21 protein-coding genes are annotated in these 24057 nt (G+C 61.2%); 13 read left to right on the top strand and 8 right to left on the bottom strand.

Annotated elements, in window-relative coordinates; all coding sequences use genetic code 11:
* Nucleotides 1-33: 33 nt before the first annotated feature.
* From GH769_RS24410 to aspA, 3 genes are all read right to left on the bottom strand, one after another.
* Complete coding sequence (locus GH769_RS24410) at nt 34-1011, bottom strand: asparaginase (protein WP_032901873.1); 978 nt, start codon at nt 1009-1011, stop codon at nt 34-36.
* A 76-nt stretch (nt 1012-1087) separates the two neighbouring features.
* Nucleotides 1088-2533 (bottom strand): sodium:alanine symporter family protein, encoded by a 1446-nt coding sequence (locus GH769_RS24405; protein ID WP_019818140.1) that lies wholly within the window; start codon nt 2531-2533, stop codon nt 1088-1090.
* A 392-nt stretch (nt 2534-2925) separates the two neighbouring features.
* Nucleotides 2926-4350: an aspartate ammonia-lyase gene (gene aspA, locus GH769_RS24400; protein ID WP_003195657.1), complete on the bottom strand. Its 1425-nt coding sequence runs from the start codon at nt 4348-4350 to the stop codon at nt 2926-2928.
* 181 nt (nt 4351-4531) lie between these two features.
* On the opposite strand from aspA, the gene GH769_RS24395 reads away from it, so the two are divergent.
* The 5 genes from GH769_RS24395 (at nt 4532) to GH769_RS24375 (ending at nt 8325) form a co-directional block, all read left to right on the top strand.
* Complete coding sequence (locus GH769_RS24395; RefSeq protein WP_019818139.1) at nt 4532-5440, top strand: LysR substrate-binding domain-containing protein; 909 nt, start codon at nt 4532-4534, stop codon at nt 5438-5440.
* A gap of 331 nt (nt 5441-5771) precedes the next feature.
* Nucleotides 5772-6263 (top strand): 5-(carboxyamino)imidazole ribonucleotide mutase, encoded by a 492-nt coding sequence (gene purE / locus GH769_RS24390; RefSeq protein ID WP_003195648.1) that lies wholly within the window; start codon nt 5772-5774, stop codon nt 6261-6263.
* A gap of 11 nt (nt 6264-6274) precedes the next feature.
* A complete protein-coding gene (locus tag GH769_RS24385) occupies nt 6275-7360 on the top strand; it encodes a 5-(carboxyamino)imidazole ribonucleotide synthase (protein ID WP_020302828.1) in 1086 nt (361 codons plus the stop codon).
* Nucleotides 7361-7465: 105 nt separating this feature from the next.
* The gene (locus tag GH769_RS24380) at nt 7466-7711 is read left to right on the top strand and encodes a GlsB/YeaQ/YmgE family stress response membrane protein (protein WP_005792540.1); all 246 of its coding nucleotides are present in this window, start codon (nt 7466-7468) and stop codon (nt 7709-7711) included.
* A gap of 77 nt (nt 7712-7788) precedes the next feature.
* Complete coding sequence (locus tag GH769_RS24375; RefSeq protein ID WP_050585631.1) at nt 7789-8325, top strand: DUF3299 domain-containing protein; 537 nt, start codon at nt 7789-7791, stop codon at nt 8323-8325.
* 116 nt (nt 8326-8441) lie between these two features.
* On the opposite strand, the gene GH769_RS24370 is transcribed toward GH769_RS24375, so the two are convergent.
* Together GH769_RS24370 and GH769_RS24365 are read right to left on the bottom strand one after the other, a co-directional pair.
* Entirely contained in the window at nt 8442-9341 is a 900-nt protein-coding gene (locus GH769_RS24370) for a D-hexose-6-phosphate mutarotase (protein WP_032901876.1), read from the bottom strand.
* A 58-nt stretch (nt 9342-9399) separates the two neighbouring features.
* Nucleotides 9400-9804 carry an acyl-CoA thioesterase gene (locus GH769_RS24365; protein WP_003176975.1) on the bottom strand — a complete coding sequence of 135 codons (405 nt, stop codon included), beginning with the start codon at nt 9802-9804 and terminating at the stop codon, nt 9400-9402.
* 406 nt (nt 9805-10210) lie between these two features.
* On the opposite strand from GH769_RS24365, the gene GH769_RS24360 reads away from it, so the two are divergent.
* The 7 genes from GH769_RS24360 (at nt 10211) to GH769_RS24330 (ending at nt 19703) form a co-directional block, all read left to right on the top strand.
* Complete coding sequence (locus GH769_RS24360; RefSeq protein WP_014720517.1) at nt 10211-11500, top strand: MFS transporter; 1290 nt, start codon at nt 10211-10213, stop codon at nt 11498-11500.
* Nucleotides 11501-11619: 119 nt separating this feature from the next.
* On the top strand, nt 11620-12606 hold the full coding sequence (locus GH769_RS24355) for a phosphate ABC transporter substrate-binding protein PstS (RefSeq protein ID WP_003195633.1): 987 nt from the start codon (nt 11620-11622) through the stop codon (nt 12604-12606).
* A gap of 484 nt (nt 12607-13090) precedes the next feature.
* A complete protein-coding gene (locus GH769_RS24350; protein ID WP_172832677.1) occupies nt 13091-15124 on the top strand; it encodes an ABC transporter permease subunit in 2034 nt (677 codons plus the stop codon).
* A 15-nt stretch (nt 15125-15139) separates the two neighbouring features.
* Entirely contained in the window at nt 15140-16810 is a 1671-nt protein-coding gene (gene pstA, locus GH769_RS24345; protein WP_020302831.1) for a phosphate ABC transporter permease PstA, read from the top strand.
* A 163-nt stretch (nt 16811-16973) separates the two neighbouring features.
* Entirely contained in the window at nt 16974-17807 is an 834-nt protein-coding gene (pstB, locus tag GH769_RS24340) for a phosphate ABC transporter ATP-binding protein PstB (protein ID WP_003195626.1), read from the top strand.
* A 70-nt stretch (nt 17808-17877) separates the two neighbouring features.
* Nucleotides 17878-18639 (top strand): phosphate signaling complex protein PhoU, encoded by a 762-nt coding sequence (gene phoU / locus GH769_RS24335; protein ID WP_003195624.1) that lies wholly within the window; start codon nt 17878-17880, stop codon nt 18637-18639.
* Nucleotides 18640-18803: 164 nt separating this feature from the next.
* Entirely contained in the window at nt 18804-19703 is a 900-nt protein-coding gene (locus GH769_RS24330; RefSeq protein WP_014720514.1) for a response regulator, read from the top strand.
* Between the two features lie 132 nt (nt 19704-19835).
* Here the strand turns inward: GH769_RS24330 and GH769_RS24325 are convergent, their stop codons facing one another.
* The 3 genes from GH769_RS24325 to phoB all read right to left on the bottom strand — a co-directional run bounded on the left by GH769_RS24325 (nt 19836) and on the right by phoB (nt 23490).
* On the bottom strand, nt 19836-21176 hold the full coding sequence (locus tag GH769_RS24325) for a hemolysin family protein (protein WP_003195620.1): 1341 nt from the start codon (nt 21174-21176) through the stop codon (nt 19836-19838).
* Nucleotides 21177-21432: 256 nt separating this feature from the next.
* Nucleotides 21433-22719 (bottom strand): phosphate regulon sensor histidine kinase PhoR, encoded by a 1287-nt coding sequence (phoR, locus tag GH769_RS24320; protein ID WP_178123077.1) that lies wholly within the window; start codon nt 22717-22719, stop codon nt 21433-21435.
* Between the two features lie 81 nt (nt 22720-22800).
* A complete protein-coding gene (gene phoB / locus GH769_RS24315) occupies nt 22801-23490 on the bottom strand; it encodes a phosphate regulon transcriptional regulator PhoB (RefSeq protein ID WP_003195617.1) in 690 nt (229 codons plus the stop codon).
* A gap of 151 nt (nt 23491-23641) precedes the next feature.
* Between phoB and GH769_RS24310 the strand changes: the two genes are divergently transcribed.
* Nucleotides 23642-24019 (top strand): hypothetical protein, encoded by a 378-nt coding sequence (locus GH769_RS24310; RefSeq protein ID WP_014720512.1) that lies wholly within the window; start codon nt 23642-23644, stop codon nt 24017-24019.
* The last annotated feature ends 38 nt before the right edge of the window (nt 24020-24057 follow it).

Genomic DNA, 24057 nt, shown 5'->3' with positions numbered 1-24057 from the left:
GGATGGCTGGAAGTGGAGCAAGTTACATGCCGGTCAGCTCAGCTCGCCGCACAGGTCCAATTCCACCAGGCGGCGGATTTCTTCGCTGTCCAGCCCCGCGCCGATCAAGGCGTTGAGCTTGCCGAAGGCCGCTTCTCGGGTCATGCCGCCGCCGGACAGTACACCCACGCCGCGCAGGCGGCTGCCGGCTTCGTAGACATCCAGTTCCACGCCGCCTTCATGGCATTGGGTGATTGCAACCACTACCACCTCTTGATCCTGCGCACGTTGCAGGCTGGCGAGGAAGGCCGGATTGTCACTTGGCCCGGTGCCGCTGCCGAAGCATTCGAGTACCAATGCCTGGATGCCGCTGTCGATCAATGCATCCAGTTGCGCGGCAGCAATGCCCGGAACGAGCGGCAGGACGCCAACGTTGGCCGGGGCCTTGTCGTTGCGGTAGGCCAGCGCGGCGGGAAGCCTGTCTGCCAGGGCGACACCGCCGTTGCGCTGCAGTGCGGCAAACGGGTTGCGCCCAAAACTGCGAATCTTCGCGCAGCGAGTCGGCGCCATCAGCGCGCCGTGGAAGTACAGGTGCACACCCGGCTTCAGGCCTTCGCCCAAGGCCGTCAACGCACCGCTGACGTTTTCCCAGGCATCGCTGTCGGGCACACCGGCCGGCAGCATCGAACCGGTGAACACCACCGGCGCCGGGAGGCCCAGCAGCTGGAAGCTCATGGCCGCTGCGCTGTAGGCCAGGGTGTCGGTGCCGTGCAGGATCAGTACGGCATCGCAGCCGGCGTCTACCGCCTCGACCACGGCGCTGCGCAGGCGTTGCCAGTAGGCGGGGTTCATGTTGGCGCTGTCGATCAGTGGTGACATTTCCCGGAAGCGCCACGCGGGCAGGTCTGCGTCGGCAAACTGTTCTCGCATACGCACTTCAAAACCAGACGCGGGCGCCAGGCCATTGGCGCTGGCCTGCATGCCGATGGTGCCGCCGGTGTAGAGCACCATGACGTTGTTAGCTGATTGCATCGAAAATCTCCTGAACGAAAAACGCCGCCGGGCCCAGAGCATGCCCAAGGCCGGGCGGCGTGTCATCTAGCCGTGATTAACGTTGCGCTTGAGCGCTCAGTTCAGCTGCCGGAGCCGCCTCGGTTTTCACCGGGTTGGCTGGCCATGCCTTGCGGTCCAGGTCCAGGTCGGGGAACTGGCTGGAGTCGAACACCGGGGTCTTGATGCCCGCTGCGCGCTGGTTGTCGTAGTCATTGAGGATGCGCATGGCAATCTTGAACAGGAACGCCAGGGCAAACAGGTTGACGAACGCGAGCATGGTCATGGTGATGTCGGCGAAGGCGAACACGGTGCTCAGGTTCTCGATCGAGCCCCAGAAAATCAGCACCAGCACCAAGGCGCGATAGCCCATCAGCACCTTGCGGTTATTGCCGACCAGAAAGCGCAGGTTGCTCTCGCCCAGGTAGTAGTTGTACATGATCGAGGTGAACACGAACAACGCCAGGGCCACCGAGATGAACATGCGGCCCCAGTCACCCACCACCGCCGCCAGGGAGTTCTGGGTCAGGGCAATGCCGTCGCCTTCAAAGCCTGGGGTGTAGAAACCCGACAGCAGGATCAGCAACGCTGTACAGGTGCAGATCACGAAGGTGTCGAGGAACACGCTGAACGCTTGCACCACGCCTTGGGCGATAGGGTGTTCTACCGACGCCACTGCCGCCACGTTAGGCGCACTGCCCAAGCCTGCTTCGTTGGCGAACACGCCGCGTTTTACACCCATGATGATCGCGCTGCCCACCAGGCCACCGAAGGCTTGGTCGAGGCCGAACGCGCTCTTGACGATGGTCGCGAGCATGGCCGGTACGTGGTCGAATTGCAGCACGATCACGTACAGGGTCACGGCGATGTACACCAGAGTCTTGACCGGTACCAGCAGGTCGGCAATCGAGGCAATACGCTTGATCCCGCCAATGAACACCAGGCCCAGCAACACCGCCAGCGCCAGGCCGGTGTAGGTGGTGTCGAGGCCAAACGCGTTATTCAACGAGTGTGTTACAGCGTGGGCTTGCAGGCCATTGAAGGCAAAGCCGAAGGTCACCAGCAGCAGGAACGCCATGACCATCCCCAGCCAGCGTTTCTGCAGGCCGTGCTGGATGTAATACGCCGGGCCGCCACGGTAGGTGCCTTCAGCGTCGGTGCGCTTGTACAACTGGCCGAGGGAGCACTCGATAAAGCTCGAAGACATGCCCACCAGCGCGGTGACCCACATCCAGAACACGGCACCCGGGCCACCCAACGTCACGGCAATGCCGACTCCGGCGATGTTACCGGCACCCACTCGGCCGGCCAGGCTGAGCATCAGCGCCTGGAACGAGCTGAGTTGGCCGGCGCTGCTCTTGAGGCTGTCTTTAAACACCGAGAACATGTGGAAAAAGTGACGCAACTGCACGAAACGCGAGCGGATCGTGAAATAACCGCCGAGCCCGACTATGAGCACGATCAGTACTTTCCCTGAGAGGAAGTCGTTGATGACTTCGAGCATGGAGTGTTCCTCGCTGATTTTTCTAATGGCAAACGCAGGACGGTCCGACGCATCGCTCGGCACCAGGCAGTGCACGACGCTCGATCCCCATCCTTTTGCGGGTGTTGTTATTCATGCGCTTTCGCGTGGTTCCCGGGCCTCGTTACCGACAGCCGCAGACGCGAAGAGGGGCGGCACTATACCTAGGCGAGCGTGATCCGTCTGCACGGGGCGATTAAAGGTTTCAGCGCGGTCGCGCAAGGCGAGGAAGGTTTGCGGTGCGATATTAGATTTTTTATGGGCGTCATGGAGCAACCTCAAGGCAAAAAAAAGGGCCTGAAGAACGAGCCTTCAGGCCCTCAAAAGGTGAGAGGTGTCTAGTCCCTCAACCTGGTGAGCGGTGCAACAAACGCTTAGGCCTTCAGCGGGACCAAACGTGGGGCAATCATGTTTTCCGGGCGCAGGATGTCGTCGAGCATGGCGTCGTCGAGCAAGCCTTCTTCACGCACCAGTTCCAGCACGCCGCGCCCGCTTTCCAGAGCGATACGCGCAATGCGGGTGGCGTTTTCATAGCCGATGTACGGGTTCAGCGCGGTGACCAGGCCGATGGAATGCTCCACCAGTTCGCGGCAGCGCGCTTCGTTGGCGGTGATGCCGACGATGCAGTGCTCGCGCAGCATGTCCATGGCGCGTTGCAGCAGGCGGATCGAGTCGAAGATCTTGAAGGCGATCAGCGGCTCCATCACGTTCAACTGCAGTTGGCCGCCTTCGGCTGCCATGGTCAGGGCCAGGTCGTTACCGATGACCTGGAACGCTACCTGGTTGACCGCTTCCGGGATTACCGGGTTGACCTTGCCGGGCATGATCGAGCTGCCTGGCTGGCGAGCCGGCAGGTTGATCTCGTTGATGCCGGTGCGTGGGCCGCTGGACAGCAGGCGCAAGTCGTTGCAGATCTTCGACAGCTTCACGGCGGTACGCTTGAGCATGCCGGAGAACAGTACAAAGGCGCCCATGTCGGAGGTGGCTTCGATCAAGTCGGCCGCCGGTACCAGCGGCTGGCCGCTGATGGTGGCCAGGCGTTGTACGGCCAGGGCCTGGTAGCGTGGGTCGGCGTTGATGCCGGTACCGATGGCGGTGCCGCCCAGGTTCACTTCGGTCAGCAGCTCCGGTGCCAGGGTTTTCAGGCGGGCCAGGTCTTCACCCAAAGTAGTGGCGAAGGCGCGGAATTCCTGGCCGAGGGTCATCGGCACGGCGTCTTGCAACTGGGTGCGGCCCATTTTCAGCACATGGCTGAACTCGGCGCCTTTGGCGGCGAACGCCTGGATCAGGCTGTCGAGGCTGGCCAGCAGCGCGTCATGGCCCAACAGCAGACCCAGGCGGATCGCGGTCGGGTAGGCGTCGTTGGTCGACTGCGCCATGTTCACGTCGTTGTTGGGGTGCAGGTACTGGTATTCGCCTTTCTGGTGACCCATGGCCTCCAGCGCGATGTTGGCGATGACTTCGTTGGCATTCATGTTGGTTGAAGTGCCGGCGCCGCCTTGAATCATGTCCACCACGAACTCTTCGTGGAAATCGCCGCGGATCAGACGCGCACAGGCTTCGCTGATGGCAGCGTGCTTGGCTTCGCTGAGCTGGCCCAACTCGCGGTTGGCGTCAGCGGCCGCTTGCTTGACCATTGCCAGACCGACCACCAATTTCGGGTAATGCGAAATCGGAACGCCCGAGAGGCGGAAGTTATTCACCGCTCGCAGGGTCTGGATGCCGTAATACGCTTGAGCCGGTACTTCGAGTACGCCAAGCAGGTCTTTTTCGGTACGGAATGATGCAGCAGAGGACATGACGGAAATCATCTCAATATGGACCCGGAACTGGCCGGAACGCTGCGAATGCTAGGCTTGTAGAACTTTTTGGGCCAATGCTGTTAAACACTGGCCTATGCACAAACGGCATAATGTGGATGTGACCCGGTTATCTTGGCGGGCGTGTGTGCCAAAATGGTGCATTCCGTGGGAGGCAGTGATGAACCTTGAGAGCAAGTGGTTGGAAGACTTCAGCGCCCTGGCGGCGACGCGTAGTTTTTCCCAGGCGGCTGAGCGGCGCTTTGTCACCCAGCCGGCGTTCAGTCGGCGTATCCGCAGCCTGGAAGCCGCGTTGGGGCTGACGTTGGTCAACCGTTCACGCACGCCGGTGGAACTGACAGCGGCCGGGCAGTTGTTTCTGGTGACGGCGCGCACCGTGGTCGAACAGCTCGGTGAAGTACTGCGCCATTTGCATCACCTGGAAGGCGGGCAGGGCGAAGTCATGCAAGTGGCGGCCGCCCACTCCCTGGCCTTGGGGTTCTTCCCGCGCTGGATCGCGCAGTTGCGCAACGAGGGCTTGAATATCGCCACGCGGCTGGTGGCCACCAACGTCGGCGACGCCGTGCACGCCCTGCGCGAAGGCGGTTGCGACCTGATGCTGGCGTTCTACGACCCGGACGCGGCGATGCAAATGGACGCCGAGATTTTCCCGTCGCTGCACCTGGGCAACACCGAAATGCTCCCGGTGTGCGCCGCCGATGCCGAGGGCAAGCCGCTGTTCGACCTGGAGGGCGAGGGCAGCGTGCCGCTGCTGGCCTACAGCGCCGGCGCGTTCCTTGGCCGCTCGGTGAATTTGCTGCTGCGCCAGAGGGCTCTGCGCTTTACCACCATCTATGAAACCGCCATGGCCGACAGCCTCAAGAGCATGGCGCTCGAAGGCTTGGGAATCGCCTGGGTACCGCAGTTGAGCGTACGTGCAGAGTTGGCGCGCGGCGAACTGGTGGTGTGTGGCGGGCCGCAATGGCACGTGCCGCTGGAGATTCGTCTGTATCGCTGCGCGTTGGTGCGCAAGGCGAATGTGCGGTTGTTGTGGAGGAAGCTTGAAGGTGGGGCGGCGCAAAGCGCTTGAGCCCAGCGCAGAACACATGTGGGAGCTGGCTTGCCTGCGATAGCGGTGTGTCAGCCAACCTATTTTGCGCTGATCCACTGCTATCGCAGGCAAGCCAGCTCCCACAGGATTTCGTGGTGTTTTCGCTGACTCTTAAGTCAATAAAACCGCCACTTTGCGCCGCTAGACAGATGGTCATCCCAGGGGCTGTTTATCTGGATTATTACGGTATACTGCGCGGCCTTCGGCCGGTCCAACCGGCCTTAATTCGTACACCAAGCCACGCCGGTCTCCCGCGTGGCTTGTTGTTTTTTGACGCGCCTGCGGGCGCCCAGAGAGAAGAGGCACGACGATGAGTGCATTGGTTGGCGTGATCATGGGCTCCAAGTCCGATTGGTCCACCCTTAGCCACACCGCCGATATGCTGGAAAAACTCGGCATTCCGTACGAAGTGAAGGTGGTCTCCGCCCACCGCACCCCGGATTTGCTGTTCCAGTATGCCGATGAAGCAGAATCCCGTGGCATCGAGGTGATCATCGCCGGTGCCGGCGGCGCGGCGCACTTGCCTGGCATGTGCGCGGCCAAGACTCACCTGCCCGTGCTGGGTGTGCCGGTGCAGTCGTCGATGCTCTCGGGCGTGGATTCGCTGTTGTCCATCGTGCAGATGCCGGCTGGCATTCCGGTGGCAACCCTGGCGATCGGCAAGGCCGGCGCGATCAACGCAGCCTTGCTGTCCGCCAGCATCCTGGGCGCCAAGCACCCGCAGTTTCATGCGGTGCTGAAAAAATTCCGTGCTGAGCAGACAGACAGCGTGCTGGACAATCCAGACCCACGCATCGCCTGAGGTTGTTATTGATGAAAATCGGTGTAATCGGTGGCGGCCAACTGGGCCGCATGCTGGCTTTGGCGGGTACGCCGCTGGGGATGAACTTCGCTTTCCTGGACCCGGCGCCGGACGCCTGCGCTGCGGCCCTGGGTGAACACCTGCGCGCTGACTACAGCGACCCGGACCACCTGCGCCAACTGGCCGATGAAGTCGACCTGGTGACCTTCGAATTCGAAAGCGTCCCGGCCGAAACCGTGGCCTTCCTGTCGCAGTTCGTGCCGGTGTACCCGAGCGCCGAAGCCTTGCGCATCGCTCGCGACCGCTGGTTCGAAAAGAGCATGTTCAAGGACCTGGGCATTCCGACGCCGGCCTTCGCCGACATCCAGTCCCAGGCGGACCTGGACGCCGCGGTCGCCAGCATCGGCCTGCCGGCGGTGTTGAAAACCCGCACCCTGGGTTACGACGGCAAGGGTCAGAAAGTCCTGCGTACCGCGGCCGATGTGGTCGGCACTTTTGCCGAGCTGGGCAGCGTTGCCTGCCTGCTGGAAGGCTTCGTGCCGTTCACTGGCGAAGTCTCGCTGATTGCCGTACGCGCCCGTGATGGCGAAACCCGCTTTTACCCGTTGGTGCACAACACTCACGTCAACGGCATCCTGAAAGTGTCGGTAGCCAGCACTGACCACCCGCTCCAGGCCCTGGCCGAAGACTATTCCAGCCGTGTGCTCAAGCAGCTGGATTATGTCGGCGTGATGGCGTTCGAGTTCTTTGAAGTCGACGGTGGCCTCAAGGCCAATGAAATCGCCCCGCGCGTTCACAACTCCGGACACTGGACCACTGAAGGCGCCGAGTGCAGCCAGTTCGAAAACCACCTGCGGGCGGTGGCGGGCTTGCCGTTGGGCTCCACGGCCAAGGTCGGCGAGAGCGCCATGCTCAACTTCATCGGCTCTGTACCGCCGGTGGAGCGTGTGATGGCGATCGACGATTGCCACGTGCATCACTACGGCAAGGCCTTCAAGGCCGGGCGCAAGGTCGGCCACGCCAACCTGCGCTGCAAGGATCGTGCGACGTTGCAAGCGCAGATTCTCAAGGTTGAAGCGCTGATCGCCGAACAATAAGCCTGGCCACGGCGGGAACCATTGGGGTTCTGCGTCTCTCTGATTGCAGGATGCCAAAGCCTGACTAGGCTTTGGCATGACTTATACCAATCAGAGGGAAATGCCATGGGTATCATCGGAACCATCTTTATCGGCTTGATCGTCGGCCTTCTGGCGCGCTTCCTCAAGCCTGGCGACGACAGCATGGGCTGGATCATGACCATCCTGCTGGGTATCGCCGGTTCCCTGGCCGCGACCTACGGCGGTCAGGCCCTGGGGATCTACCAGGCAGGCCAGGGCGCAGGTTTCATCGGCGCGCTGGTGGGTGCCATCGTGTTGCTGGTGATCTACGGCCTGATCAAAAAGAAGTAATCAGCCGACAAAGTCCTCTGCGCTGCGCAGGCGCAGAGGGCTAGAATGCTCGGCACTTGTATTTGCCGAGCCTCTCCATGCGCCGTCTTCTGTTAATGCTTCTTCTGCTGGGCTCTGGCCTGGCGCACGCTGGCGAACTGCCGGAAACCGACTGGCTGGACCTGATGCCGCTGTCGGATCAGAAAGCTCTCGAAGCCATGCCCGAGATCGACCATAACTCTCCCGAAGCTCAAGGCACGTTCACCGAAAAGGGTGGCTTGAAGCAGAGCAAGGGCCTGCCTGCGGTGATGTATTCCACCAAGACCGTCGCAGCCATGAACGGCAAGAATATCCGCATTGGCGGCTATCCGGTGCCGCTTGAAACGGACGCCAAGGGCCGCAGCACATTGTTCTTCCTGGTGCCTTACCCGGGCGCCTGCATACACGTGCCGCCACCGCCGCCTAATCAACTGGTGCTGGTGCGCTATCCCAAGGGGCTGAAGCTGGATGATATCTACACGCCGCTGTGGGTCACGGGCACGTTGAAGGTGGAGAAGGTCAATAACGACTTGGCGGATGCCGCGTATGCGCTGGAGGCCGGGAAGGTTCGGGTGGTGCAGGAGTCTGATCTCTAAAGCCCAAAGCATAACCCCTGTGGGAGCTGGCTTGCCTGCGATAGCCGCGCCTCGGTGTTCCTGACACATCGAGTTGTCTGCATCGCAGGCAAGCCAGCTCCCACATTGGGTTGGGTTTACAAGGCCTGGGCCGTGATGCTCACGCCCAAGGTGTGGCTTTCCCCGGGCGCCAGGTTCACCACATCGTCCAGCACGTTGGCCGTCTCGATGCACAACATACCCTGCCAGCCGTCATCGGCCATATCGTCGAAAGCTTTGGCGCGTTCAGTCCAGGGGTTCCAGACCACGGTGGATTTCGAGCCTTCGCTGGTGAGCTGGATACGGCGCTGCCAATCGCTATCGACGATATTCAGCTGTGCCGGCGTATTCAGGTAAATGCGGTCTGTTTCGGCGCTGAAGTGCAGCAGCCCGGCTTGCTGTTTCTCGGCCCACCCGTCGGCGGTATCGATGTAAGCCACGCCATCCAGGCCCTCGACCTGCACCCTGCGCACATCGCTCACGGCGAAGTAGGTGTGCAATGCCTGGCTGAGGGTCACGATGTCGGCGCCGCGGTTGTGGCTGGTCAGGCGGATGTGCAGTTGGTCATCCAACAGCAGGCTCAGCGTCAGGTCTACCTGATGGGGCCAGCCTGGAAAGCCGCCAGCCGGCACCGGCAATACCAGGTCCACTCGCAGCGTCTGGCCGTCGAGTTCGGTGGTGGCCAATTCCCAGCGGGCGGTGCGCACAAAACCGTGGGCGCCGGCAGGCTGATTACTCTGGCGCATGGCTTTGACACTTTGCGGGTTGCGGTCGAACACCCCGAACCACGGCCAGCACACCGGTACGCCAGTACGAATGCCTTTGCCCTGCTTGAACACGGCCTCAGGGTTCGGCCAGATCAGCGGCTGTTCGCCCTCGCGCTGGTAACTGAAGATATGCGCACCCTGTTGGGCCACCATCAACTCGGCGCCGTTGTGGCGGATGCGCCAGCAGTCCAGCTCGTCGATTTTTACCGTCTCAACGTGGGGCGTAGGCATGACAAAGCTCTCTTAGTGGCAGGCAATGGGGCAATTGACCGTTAAAACCCGGCGAGGTTTAACGCGCCCGTGACGGTACCGAGCGCGTGCGGCCGCTGCCATCGATGGCGACGAACACAAATACGGCTTCGGTCACCTTGCGCCATTCGCTGGACAACGGATCGTCGCTCCACACTTCGACCATCATCTGGATCGAGCTGCGGCCGATTTCCAGGGCCTGGGTATAGAAGGAAAGCTGCGCGCCCACGGCTACCGGCACCAGGAACGCCATGCGATCAATGGCCACGGTGGCCACGCGCCCACCGGCGACCTTGCTGGCCATTGCCGTGCCGGCCAGGTCCATCTGCGCGACCAGCCAGCCGCCGAAGATATCGCCAAAACCGTTGGTTTCACGCGGAAGCGCGGTGATTTGCAGGGCGAGGTCGCCTTGCGGGATAGGATCTTCTTGTTCGAGTTCGATCATGCCGAGGGTGCCTCTGACCCGTGACGCTTCATGGGTATTTCAAGTGGATAGCCGTCTTCTCAGAAAAACGTTTCAGCACCAACATACACCGCTCGATGCGTTTCTCGTAAGGCGAACTAAAGGGAAACTCTGCCAAATCGGCTGGATGGTATCCAACAGCGTTTTGGCACAGCAGCCCCTCAAGACAGCGGGTCTGGCGCTTGCACCGGCGAGTATATCGAGACCCTGGCGCCACGACGACCTTCCGACGCTCATTTGGTCGGTAAATAGACGCTGTATTGGGGCTTTTGCGCGCAACTGTGCTCCTGGCGCTGTGCTTTTTCAGGCGATTTGCTATCTTGCCAAACCCGCCGCAAGTCACGGGCGTGCAGTCCTTTACGATGATTACTATAAGAGAAGCCTTGCCATGTCCTCCGTGCCTGCAAGCAGTGCGCAACCCTCGCGCCCGCTGACCCGCAACGACTACAAAACCCTGTCGCTGTCTGCCTTGGGCGGGGCGCTGGAGTTCTACGACTTCATCATCTTTGTGTTTTTCGCCACCGTGGTCGGGAAACTGTTCTTCCCCGTCGACATGCCCGAATGGCTGCGCATGATGCAGACCTTCGGCATCTTCGCCGCCGGCTACCTGGCCCGCCCCTTGGGCGGCATCATCATGGCGCACTTTGGTGACCTGCTGGGCCGCAAGAAAATGTTCACCCTGAGCATCTTCATGATGGCCGTGCCCACCCTGATCATGGGCTTGCTTCCGACCTACGCGCAGATCGGCCTGTGGGCGCCGGTCCTGTTGCTGCTGATGCGCATCATCCAGGGCGCGGCGATTGGCGGAGAAGTACCGGGCGCCTGGGTGTTTGTCTCCGAGCACGTGCCGCCGCGCCACATCGGCTACGCCTGCGGCACCCTGACCAGCGGCCTCACCGCCGGTATTCTGCTGGGCTCGTTGGTGGCTACCGCCATCAATAGCGCCTATACACCGGAACAGGTCTCTGATTACGCCTGGCGGATTCCTTTCCTGCTCGGCGGCGTATTCGGCCTGCTGTCGGTGTATCTGCGTCGTTGGTTGCATGAAACCCCGATCTTCGCCGAGATGCAGCAACGCAAGAGCCTGGCCGCTGAACTGCCCTTGCGCGCCGTATTGCGCGATCACCGTGGCGCCATTGTGCTGTCGATGCTGTTGACCTGGCTGCTGTCGGCCGGCGTGGTGGTAGTCATCCTGATGACCCCGACCGTGTTGCAAACTATCTATCACTTCAGCCCCACGGTGGCACTGCAGGCCAACAGCCTGGCCATCGTGACCTTGAGCCTGGGTTGCATCGCCGCAGGCGCGCTGGCCGACCGTTTTGGCGCCGGTCGCGTGCTGGTCACCGGTTGCGCACTGTTGCTGGCGACCTCCTGGACGCTGTATCACAGCCTGATGGCCCACCCGGACTGGCTGTTCCCGTTGTATGCCCTGACCGGCCTGTTTGTCGGCACCATCGGCGTGGTGCCCTACGTGATGGTCAAAGCCTTCCCGCCGGTGGTGCGCTTCAGCGGTCTGTCGTTCTCCTACAACGTTGCTTATGCCGTGTTCGGCGGGTTGACGCCCTTGGCGGTGTCGCTGCTGATGAAGGAGAGCCCGATGGGCCCGGCTTACTATGTGGCCGTCCTGTGTGTAATGGGGATGCTGGTGGGCGGGTATCTGTGGAAACGCGGTCGCTGAAGCCTGCACATTCAGATAGTGGCCTTTCATCTAATTGTCATATTTCAGACATAGAGTGTTCACACGGCCTGCCGATACTTGGCCCCGATCCAATTATCCCTATCTGCTAGGAGCAAGGCATGAAACTGAAACGTTTGATGGCGGCAATGACTTTTGTCGCTGCTGGCGTTGCGACCGCCAACGCGGTGGCCGCTGGTGTTGATCCGGCAATCCCGGCTTACGTCAAGACCACTGGTGTGTCGGGCAACCTGTCCAGCGTCGGTTCCGATACCCTGGCTAACCTGATGACCCTGTGGGCCGAGGGTTACAAAAAGGAATACCCGAACGTCAACATCCAGATTCAAGCTGCCGGCTCTGCCACTGCGCCACCTGCGTTGACTGAAGGCACCTCCAACCTGGGCCCGATGAGCCGCAAGATGAAGGACACCGAACTGGCTGCCTTCGAGCAGAAGTACGGCTACAAGCCAACGGCAATCCCGGTTGCGGTGGATGCTCTGGCGGTATTTGTGCACAAGGACAACCCGATCCAGCACCTGACCATGGAACAGGTCGATGCGATCTTCTCCTCGACGCGTCTGTGCGGCGCCAAAGCCGATGTGAAAACCTGGGGTGACCTGGGCGTGACCGGCGACCTGGCCAACAAGCCAGTGCAACTGTTCGGGCGTAACTCGGTATCCGGCACCTACGGCTACTTCAAGGAAGAAGCCCTGTGCAAAGGTGACTACAAGCCAAACGTGAACGAACAACCGGGCTCGGCTTCGGTCGTGCAGTCGATCAGCTCCTCGCTGAACGGCATCGGTTACTCGGGTATCGGCTACAAGACCGCCAGCGTGAAGACCGTGCCACTGGCCAAGAAAGGCAGCACTGACTACATCGAAGACTCCGAAGAGAACGCCCTGAACGGCAAGTATCCGCTGTCGCGTTTCCTCTACGTGTATGTCAACAAAGCCCCGAACAAGCCACTGGCACCGCTGGAAGCTGAGTTCGTGAAACTGGTGCTGTCCAAGCAGGGCCAGGAAGTGGTGGTCAAAGACGGCTACATCCCGCTGCCAGCCAAAGTCGCCGCCAAGGCCCTGGCTGACCTGGGTCTGAAAGAAGGCAACTAAGCCTGCGATACCTGATGTAGACGCATGCTTTTCTGTGGGAGCGGGCTTGCCCGCGATGCTGGCGACGCGGTTTAGCGTTGAAACCGTGTTGATGCCATCGCGGGCAAGCCTGCTCCCACATAAGCAGTCTGCATCCCTAATTTTTTATCCGCTGCCAGCCCTGCTTCGCGGCGGATTTGTTGCGTCACTGCACTGTCATCTTTCTGTCATACAGGATCGCTAGGGTGTGCGCATGAATGATCTGGCCAATTCCACCATGACGACGACTTCCCCTCCCAAGCGCATTGATTTCAATACGCCTGAGCTGCAACGCAAGCGCCGCATCCGCGCGCTCAAGGATCGCTTCACCCGTTGGTATGTGCTGGTCGGCGGCCTCGCCGTGCTGGCCGCCATTACCCTGATCTTCTTCTTCCTCGCCTATGTGGTTGCGCCATTGTTCCAGGGCGCCTCGTTGACCAAGGAAGACGCGTTGACGCCCGCTTGGATGCAGGACGCCGGCAAGCCGTTGATGATCTCCCTCGAAGAACAGAACCAGGTCGCCATGCGGGTTTCCGACAAGGGCCAGGCGCTGTTCTTTGCCGTGGACACCGGTGCCGAGCTCAAGCGTGTCGACCTGCCGATTCCGGCCGGTACCAGTGTTGCTTCCATTGGTGAAGATCAGCCGGGCAGCCCGCTGGTGATTCTCGGCTTGTCCAATGGCCAGTCTTTGGTGTTCCGCCACACCTATAAGGTGTCGTACCCCGACGGCAAGAAAACCATCACCCCAGCGATCGAGTACCCCTACGGCGAAACGCCGATCGTGCTGGATGACGCCGGTCGCCCGCTGGAGCACGTCGCGCTCAACGCCACCGACACCTCCCTGGTGGTGGCAGGTTCCGCCGGTTCGCACTTGAACGTGCTGACCCTGAGCCGCGAAGAAAACATGATGACCGGTGAGGTCACCAGCGAGCAGAAGCGTGTCGAGCTGCCGCAGATGACCGAGCCGGTGAAGGCGATCTTCATCGACCCACGCCAGCAGTGGCTGTACGTGATCAACGGCCGTGCCCTGGCCGACGTGTTCAGCCTGCGCGACAAGAGCCTCAACGGGCGCTACAAGCTGCTGGAAGACGCCGACACGGAAATCACCGCCAGCACCCAGTTGGTCGGCGGCATCTCGCTGATCCTGGGTAACTCCAAAGGCGGCCTGGCCCAGTGGTTCATGGCCCGTGACCCGGATGGCGAGCAACGCCTGAAGCAGATCCGCACCTTCCAGATGGGCACTGCACCCATCGTCGAAATCAGCGCTGAAGAGCGCCGCAAAGGCTTCACCGCCCTGGATGCTGCTGGCCAGTTCGGCGTGTTCCACAGCACCGCTCATCGCACCTTGCTGGTGGACCCGGTGGTCGACGGTCAGGGTCTGTTCGGCATGTCGCCACGGGCCAACCGTGTGATCGTCGAGGCGGGTGGCAAGCTGCAACCGTTGTTGCTCGACAACCCGCACCCGGAAGTGTCGTGGAGCGCGTTGTGGAGCAAGGTCTGGTACGAGAACTACGACGAGCCTAAATACGTCTGGCAATCCACGGCCGCCAACACCGATTTTGAACCCAAGATGAGCCTGGCCCCGCTGACCTTCGGCACCTTGAAGGCCGCGTTCTACGCCATGTTGCTGGCGGCGCCACTGGCGGTTGCTGCAGCGATCTACACCGCTTACTTCATGGCGCCGAGCCTGCGCCGCAAGGTCAAGCCGGTGATCGAACTGATGGAAGCCATGCCGACGGTGATCCTCGGATTCTTCGCCGGCCTGTTCCTGGCGCCGTATGTGGAAGGGCATCTGCCGGGCATTTTCAGCCTGTTGATGCTGTTGCCGATTGGCATCCTGGTCGCCGGCTTTGTCTTCAGCCGCTTGCCTGAGTCGATCCGCCTGCGCGTTCCCGATGGCTGGGAAAGCGCGATCCTGATTCCGGTGATCCTGTTCGTGGGTTGGCTCTCGCTGTACATGAGCCCGTACCTGGAAACCTGGTTTTTCGGCGGTGACATGCGCATGTGGATCTCCCACGATCTGGGCATTACCTACGACCAGCGCAACGCGTTGGTGGTCGGCCTGGCCATGGGTTTTGCCGTGATCCCGAACATCTACTCCATCGCCGAGGACGCCGTGTTCAGCGTGCCACGCGGCCTGACCCTGGGGTCCCTGGCACTGGGCGCCACGCCGTGGCAGACCATGACCCGCGTGGTCATCCTCACCGCCAGCCCGGGCATCTTCTCGGCGCTGATGATCGGCATGGGCCGCGCCGTGGGCGAGACCATGATCGTACTGATGGCCACCGGTAACACCCCGGTGATGGAGATGAACCTGTTCGAGGGCCTGCGCACCCTGGCGGCCAACGTTGCGGTGGAGATGCCCGAGTCGGAAGTGGGCGGCAGTCATTACCGCGTGCTGTTCCTCTCGGCGCTGGTGCTGCTGTTGTTCACCTTCATCATGAACACCCTCGCCGAGCTGATTCGTCAGCGTCTGCGCAAGAAATACTCGTCGCTTTAAGAAAGGTAGAAGTCTGTGAAACAGAACTCCCTGAATGGATGGTTCAAGAGCGGCGCCCCCGGCGTCTGGATCAGCGGTGGCGCGGTGTCCATCGCGGTCATCATGACCATTGGTTTGCTGGCTGTGATTGCGGTGCGGGGCCTGGGCCATTTCTGGCCGGCCGACCTGATCCAGGCCAACTACAACGTGCCAGGCCAGGCCAACCACATCGTCATCGGCGAAGTGGTCCAGAAAGAAGAAGTGCCGCGTGAGCGTCTGAAAAGCGCGGGCCTGCCAGTGCCGGACCAAGGCCCGGAATTCATGACCCGTGAGCTGATCAAGGTCGGCAACCGCGATTTGAACGGCAACGACTTCACCTGGATCGTCGGCGAATGGTTGAAGGACCAGACCAAACCGACCAACCTGATGGCCATTGAGCGCCGTGAATGGGGCAATTTCTACGGCACCCTGGTCAACGTCAAGCAGGACGGCAAGGTGATTGCCGAAGGCGAGGCCGCGTGGCCGGAGCTGCAAGCTCGCGTGGACCGCGTGAACAAGCTGGCCGCTCAGCTCAAGAGCCTGGAAAAAACCGATATTGGCGCGATCAACGCCGGGTTGGAGCGCATCCGCCTGCACGGTCGCAAACTGGAACTGGAAGGCAAGCTCGACGCTGCCGCCCAGGCCGACATGGACGCCGACCGCGCCGAGCTGAATGCGCGCTACCAGGACATCGAAGCGCGCCTGGCCGACCTGCATGCCCAATTCAACCGCGACGCCCTGACGGCGCGTGACGGCAACGGCAAGGAAGTGGAAATCGGCATCGGCAAAGTGGTGCACGCCTACCAGCCGAACGCCATGGGCACGATGACCAAGATCGGTTTCTACTTCAGCAAGGTCTGGGAATTCCTCAGCGATGACCCACGGGAAGCCAACACCGAAGGCGGGATCTTCCCGGCCATCTTCGGCACCGTGATGATGACCCTGATCATGGCAATGATCGTGACCCCGTTTGGCGTACTGGCCGCGGTGTACCTGCGTGAATACGCCAAGCAGAACACCTTGACGCGCATCATCCGCATCGCCGTGAACAACCTGGCCGGTGTACCGGCGATCGTCTACGGCGTGTTCGGCCTTGGCTTCTTCGTGTATGTATTGGGGGGCTCGGTCGATCGTCTGTTCTTCGCTGAAGCGCTGCCTGCGCCGACCTTCGGTACGCCGGGGCTGCTCTGGGCTTCGCTGACCCTGGCGCTGCTGGCGGTGCCGGTGGTGATCGTGGCCACCGAAGAGGGCCTGGCGCGGATCCCTCGAACCGTGCGTGAAGGCTCCTTGGCACTGGGCGCGACCAAGGCGGAAACGCTGTGGAAGATCGTGCTGCCGATGGCCAGCCCGGCCATGATGACCGGCATGATCCTCGCCGTGGCCCGCGCCGCCGGTGAAGTGGCGCCGCTGATGCTGGTGGGTGTGGTGAAACTGGCGCCGTCGCTGCCGCTGGACGGCAACTACCCGTACCTGCACCTGGATCAGAAGATCATGCACCTGGGCTTCCATATTTATGACGTCGGCTTCCAGAGCCCCAACGTCGAAGCGGCACGGCCTCTGGTGTACGCCACCGCCTTGCTGCTGGTGCTGGTGATCGCCACGCTCAACCTGTCGGCAGTGTGGATTCGTAACCACCTGCGCGAAAAATACAAAGCGCTGGACAGCTAATGCGATCCACTGTGGGAGCTGGCTTGCCTGCGATGCAGACGACGCGGTGTATCAGTAAGACCGCAGTGATGCCATCGCAGGCAAGCCAGCTCCCACAGACACAGAATTTGAGTAAGCCGCCCCGGCGGTTCAACGAATGAATTGGTAGCACAGGGAGCATCCCATGCAACACGAAACCCAATCCCACGGCATCAACATGTCTGCCCTGGGTCGCGACAAGCAGAGCCTGAGCCTGGCCCAGGAAACCGTGGCCATCGAAGTACCGGGCCTGAGTCTGTACTACGGTGACAAGCAGGCGCTGTTCGACGTCAGCATGAACATCCCAAAACAGCGTGTGACCGCCTTTATCGGCCCGTCGGGCTGCGGCAAGTCGACGTTGTTGCGTACCTTCAACCGCATGAATGACCTGGTGGACGGTTGCCGTGTGGAAGGCGCGATCAACCTCTACGGCACCAATATCTACCGCAAGGGCGAGGACGTGGCCGAGCTGCGTCGCCGCGTGGGCATGGTGTTCCAGAAGCCCAACCCGTTCCCCAAGACCATCTACGAAAACGTGGTCTACGGCCTGCGTATCCAGGGTATCAACAAGAAACGCATCCTCGATGAAGCCGTTGAGTGGGCGCTCAAGGGCGCGGCATTGTGGGACGAGGTCAAGGACCGCCTGCACGAATCGGCACTCGGCTTGTCCGGCGGCCAGCAGCAGCGTCTGGTGATCGCCCGTACCATCGCCGTAGAGCCGGAAGTGCTGCTGCTCGACGAACCGTGCTCGGCCCTCGACCCGATCTCCACCCTGAAAGTCGAAGAGCTGATCTACGAGCTCAAGTCCAAGTTCACCATCGTCATCGTGACCCACAACATGCAACAGGCGGCGCGGGTTTCCGACTACACCGCGTTTATGTACATGGGCAAGCTGGTGGAGTTCGGCGACACCGACACCCTGTTCACCAATCCGGCGAAGAAGCAGACCGAAGACTACATCACCGGTCGCTACGGCTAGGAAGCTGTGGTTCTGATTGCACTGACGCTGCGGTTTTCCGCACCTTACCGGACGCTCCAAGGACGCCAACATGATTAGCAAAGAAGGCCTTACCCACCACATCTCCGCGCAGTTCAATGCCGAGCTTGAGGAAGTGCGCAGCCACCTCCTGGCGATGGGCGGGCTGGTGGAGAAGCAAGTCAATGATGCGGTCACCGCGCTGATCGAGGCCGACTCGGGCCTGGCCCAGCAGGTGCGTGAGATTGACGAGCAGATCAACCAGATGGAACGCAATATCGACGAGGAGTGCCTGCGCATTCTTGCCCGCCGCCAGCCAGCGGCCTCGGACCTGCGTTTGATCATCAGCATTTCCAAGTCGGTGATCGACCTGGAACGCATCGGTGATGAAGCCACCAAGATTGCCCGCCGCGCCATCCAGCTGTGCGAAGAGGGTGAAGCACCCCGTGGCTACGTGGAAGTGCGCCATATCGGCGACCAGGTACGCAACATGGTGCGTGATGCCCTCGACGCCTTCGCCCGCTTTGACGCCGAACTGGCGTTGTCGGTGGCCCAGTACGACAAGATCATCGACCGCGAATACAAGACCGCGCTGCGCGAGTTGGCCACTTACATGATGGAAGACCCGCGCTCGATCTCGCGGGTCTTGAACATTATCTGGGTGCTGCGCTCCCTGGAGCGTATCGGCGACCACGCGCGCAATATCTCGGAATTGGTGATTTATCTGGTGCGCGGCACCGATGTGCGGCACATGGGCCTCAAGCGCATGAAAGCCGAAGTTGAAGGGACTGCTGATCTAATCCCTAATGTTTCGGGCGAATCTGACGATAAGTAAGGTTGCCCGAGAAATTAACGCCCGGCCTCTGGCCGGGCGTTTTCGTTTGTGGCATCTGAATTTTTTGCACAGCAGGCGCCATAAAGTCCTTCTGTGACCCGCGAGTTTTGGCAAAATGCCATCAGTCAGGCGTTTTGCAGACGTTTTTATAGGATGAAGGGTCGATGAGTAAAGTCAGTGTGTTGGTGGTGGATGACGCCTCGTTTATTCGCGACCTGGTGAAGAAGTGCCTGCGCAATTACTTCCCCGGAATCAAGATCGAAGATGCGGTGAACGGCAAAAAGGCGCAATCCATCCTGATGCGCGAAACCTTCGACCTGGTGCTGTGTGACTGGGAAATGCCGGAAATGTCCGGTATTGAGCTGTTGACCTGGTGCCGCGAGCAAGCGCACCTGAAGGCCATGCCGTTCGTGATGGTGACCAGCCGTGGCGACAAGGAAAACGTGGTGCAGGCCATCCAGGCCGGCGTTTCCGGCTACGTCAGCAAGCCGTTCACCAACGAGCAGTTGCTGAACAAGGTCAAGCAAGCCCTGCACAAGATCGGTCGCCTCGATGCGCTGATTGCCAGCGCGCCGACCAAGATGAACTCAGCCTTTGGCAACGACTCCCTGAGCGCCCTGACCGGCGGCAAACCCGAAGCGGTCAAGCCGGCCCCGGTGGCGGCGCCCAGCAAAGGTTTGCTCAATACACCGCCAGTCAAGGCCCCCGCCGCAGCGGCGCCGGCTGGCAGTCGCGGTCAGGGCCAGTTGCGCCTCGCAAGCGGCACCCAGCAATGCGTGATCAAGGCCCTGAGCATCAAGGAAGCGTTGCTGGTGGTAAAGCGTGGCGAGGTCCTGCCTCAGGTGCTGGAAAGCGCCGTGCTCGACCTTGAGCAGGGCGACAACGCCGAAGTCGCACGGCTCAACGGCTACCTGCACGCCATCGTCGCCTACGAGCCCAAGCCCGACAGCGACTGGTTGCAGCTGACCTTCCGCTTTATCGACCAGGATGCGCAGAAGCTGGACTACATTTCCCGCCTGATCGCCCGTGGCACGGCGCAGAAGCATTTCGTGCCGGGTGCGTGACCCTTCAAGGCGACGCTTAGTCCATGTGGGAGCGGGCTTGCCCGCGATAGCAATCTCTCAGTCAACGATGCGCTGGCTGACCCACCGCTATCGCGGGCAAGCCCGCTCCCACACACAGCACTGCGCTTGCAGTCAGTCCAGCAGCAAGACCTTGGCCAATACGATCTTCGGCCCTTTCATCTTCTTGATGATGATCCGCAAGCCTTCAACTTCCAGCACTTCTTCTTCTTCCGGCACGCGCTTGAGCGTGTCGTAGATCAGGCCGGCCAGGGTTTCGGCTTCGATGTGGTCCAGGTCGACGCCCAGCAGGCGTTCCACCTTGAACAACGGCGTGTCCCCACGCACCAGCAGTTTGCCGGGCTGGTAGGCGAGGATGCCGCGCTCGGCCTTGCGGTGTTCGTCCTGGATATCGCCCACCAGCACTTCCAGCACGTCTTCCATGGTCAGGTAACCGATAATCTTGCCGTCGGCCTCTTCCACCAGGGCGAAGTGCGCGCCGCCTTTGCGGAACTGCTCCAGCAGTTGCGACAACGGCATATGTCGCGATACGCGTTCCAATGGACGGGTCAATTCGGCCAGGTTGAACGATTCGGGGATATGGTCCAGGGCCGCCAGTTCCAGCAGCAAATCCTTGATGTGCAGCAAGCCGACGAACTCGTTGCGCACCGCGTCATACACTGGGTAGCGGCTGAATTTATGGCGACGGAACAGCGCGAGGATTTCCTTGAGCGGGGCGTTGAAGTCCAGGGTCACCAGGTCTTCCCGGGAGTTGGCCCAGTCCACTACTTCCAGCTCGCCCATTTCCACGGCGGAGGCCAGTACGCGCATGCCTTGGTCGCTGGGGTCCTGGCCGCGGCTGGAGTGCAGGATCAGCTTGAGTTCTTCGCGGCTGTAATGGTGCTCATGGTGGGGGCCAGGCTCGCCTTGGCCCGCGATACGCAGGATCGCGTTGGCACTGGCGTTGAGCAGGTAGATAGCCGGGTACATCGCCCAGTAGAACAGGTACAGCGGCACGGCCGTCCATAGCGACAGCAGCTCGGGTTTGCGAATCGCCCAGGATTTGGGCGCCAGTTCACCGACCACGATGTGCAGGTAGGAAATCACGAAGAAGGCGGCAAAGAACGACACGCCCTTGATCACTTCCGGCGACTGCACGCCGACCGCGCCCAGCATCGGCTCGAGGATGTGCGCAAAGGCCGGTTCACCGACCCAGCCCAGGCCCAGGGACGCCAGGGTGATACCCAGCTGGCAAGCCGACAGGTAGGCGTCGAGCTGGCTGTGCACAGTACGCAGGATCTGCCCGCGCCAGCCGTTCTTATGGGCGATGGCCTCGACGCGGGTGGCGCGCAGTTTGACCATGGCAAATTCCGCCGCAACGAAGAAACCGTTGAGCAGTACCAGGATCAGTGCAAAAAGAATCATGCCGAAATCGGCGAAGAGTGTAGCGAGGGTGATGCCAGGGGAAGGGTCCATGATGGGGTTTTGCAGGTTCCGTGTGTTCAATAAGGGTGACAGGTAGGCCTGAAAGGCAGGCGCAAGTCGGCCAATGTAGCGGCTGACGGGGCGCTTGCCTAGTGCCCGCTGCCGGGCGGGGCTGCAAAGTCGTGTCGCAGAACCCGTGTGGGAGCTGGCTTGCCTGCGATGGCGGTCTGCCTGCTACCGATAATTTGGCTGACCCGCCGCCATCGCAGGCAAGCCAGCTCCCACAGTGGGCCGTGCTCACTTCCACTTAATCATCGGCCTCGACCGCTCGCGAACGGTTTACCTGCGCCGGCGGAAAATGGCAGGTAAAGGTACTGCCATGCCCCAGCACGCTGCTGATTTCCAGGCGGGCCCGATGGCGCAGCAGCACATGCTTGACGATGGCCAGGCCCAGCCCGGTGCCGCCGGTATTGGAGTTACGGCTGGAATCGACACGGTAGAAGCGCTCGGTCAGGCGCGGCAGGTGCTTGGCGTCGATACCGATACCCGAGTCCTGCACACTCAGGTGTGCGCCATGCTCGTCGGCCCACCAGCGAATGCGGATATTGCCCTTGTCCTGGGTGTACTTCACCGCGTTGAACACCAGGTTGGAGAAGGCGCTGCGTAGTTCGCCTTCACTGCCCTTGAGCAATACGGTTGGGTCGGCCTCCAGCGTGATCTGCTGCCCGCGTTCGCCTGAGAGCGCCTGGGCATCGTTCTTGATCGTCTGCAACAGGCTCTGCACCGCCACGGGGTGGTTATCCGAGGGGTAGTCCGTGGCTTCAAGCTTGGCCAGCAACAGCAGGTCGTTGAGCAGGGTTTGCATGCGTGAGCCTTGTTGCTGCATCTGCTGCAGGGCGCGGCTCCAGCGCGGGTTGATCTCATCGACATTGTCCAGCAACGTCTCCAGGTAGCCGCAGATCACCGTCAAGGGCGTGCGCAACTCGTGGGAGACGTTGGCGACGAAGTCCTTGCGCATCTGTTCCAGCTGGTGGATACGGGTCACGTCACGTACCAGCATCAAGTGTTCGTTGTTGCCGTAGCGGGTCAGGTACAGCTGGATGCGCACGCGGTCGTTGGTGGGCGAGGGGATTTCCAGGGCTTCTTCGTAGTTGTCCTGCTCGAAGTACTCCTTGAAGCGCGGGTGGCGTACCAGGTTGGTTACCGGCTGGCCGCTGTCCTGAGGGGTCTTGAGGCCCAGCAGGGTCTCGGCGGCGCGGTTCCACCATTCGAGGTTGCCGTCGCTGTCGAGCATGATCACCGCGTCCTTGAGTGCGGCGGTGGACTCCTGCACCCGGTCGATCACCGCTTGCAGGCGCCCGCGTACCCGTTGGTCGCGGCGTTGCAGGTGGTAGATGCTGTCGAACACCTCGCCCCACAGGCCGTAGCCATCGGGCGGTGCTTCGTCGGGTTTGTGCTGGCGCAGCCATTCATGCAGGCGCAGCAATTGTTTGAGGGTCCAGCCCAGGTACAACGCGATGCCGGCGGCCAGGCTCCAGCCGTAATAGCCACTGATCAGCCCGACCAGCAGGCAGGCAGTGATCAACAGAAGCATGTGGCGGATCAGGGTGCCGTGCCAGTTCTGGTTCACTTAAACATGCGTCCTTGTCAGCTGTTAAGGGAGGAAGGGACTGGCTCAGCCTTTGGTAGAAAACCGATAGCCGGTGCCGCGCACGGTTTGTACCAGATTCTCGTACGCATCGCCCAAGGCTTTGCGCAGGCGGCGGATATGCACATCCACAGTGCGCTCTTCCACATAGACGTTGCCGCCCCATACCTGGTCGAGCAGTTGGCCACGGGTGTAGGCACGCTCCTGGTGGGTCATGAAGAACTGCAGCAGGCGGTATTCGGTCGGTCCCATCTCGGCAGGCTTGCCGTCGATGGTCACGCGGTGGCTGATCGGGTCCAGGATCAAGCCGTCGACTTCGATAGGCGCTTCGCCATCGGTCGGGCCGGCGCGGCGCAGCACGGCTTTGAGGCGCGCCACCAGTTCCCGTGGAGAGAACGGCTTGGTGATGTAGTCATCGGCGCCGACTTCCAGGCCCTGGATCTTGTTGTCCTCTTCGCCCTTGGCGGTGAGCATGATGATCGGGATATCCCCGGTCAGCTCGTCACGCTTGAGACGGCGGGCCAACTCGATGCCTGAGGTGCCGGGCAGCATCCAGTCGAGCAGGATCAGGTCCGGCTTGCGGTCGACGATAATGGCGTGGGCCTGCTGGGAGTTCTCCGCCTCCAGGCAGTCATAGCCGGCCATTTCCAACGCGACGGCGATCATTTCGCGAATGGGCGCTTCGTCGTCAACGATCAGAATGCTCCTGCCAACCATGCTCAATCCTCTTGTCATTTAACTGTCTTGCGCCGCATTAGATAACGGAATTATTGCAGTCGTGTGACAGTAATTTAGTCGCTTGGGCAATTAACGGCACTCTGGACTACCCTTTGGGTCCGAATCCTGACAACCACAAAGGAAGGTTCCGATGACTTACAGCACTGTTTCCTGGAAAGCCCTGCTGGTATCTGCGGTGTTGACGCTGCCAGGCCTGGCGTTTGCGGCAGAGCCGGCGATGACCCAAGACGGGATGTTAGTGGATCACAAGGGGATGACGCTCTATACCTTCGACAAGGACGCTGATGGCAAATCAGTGTGCAAGGACCAGTGCGCGACCAACTGGCCACCGCTGAAGGCAGAGTCCACTGACACCAAGACCGGCGATTGGACGGTGATCACCCGCGACGACCAGACCAGCCAGTGGGCCTACAAAGGCAAGCCTGTCTACACCTACAAGGACGACAAGAAAGCCGGTGACAAGACCGGTGATGGCAAGGGTAGCGTTTGGCACATCATCAAGCCTTAAGTCTGCGGCGCTGCTGAATCCATCGGAGGCAAGCCCCT

The organism is Pseudomonas sp. CFSAN084952 (assembly GCF_009648855.1).
GTDB lineage: Bacteria > Pseudomonadota > Gammaproteobacteria > Pseudomonadales > Pseudomonadaceae > Aquipseudomonas > Aquipseudomonas paracarnis.
Note: the sequence above shows the minus strand (reverse complement) of the source record. Positions and strands in the feature narration are given on the sequence as shown.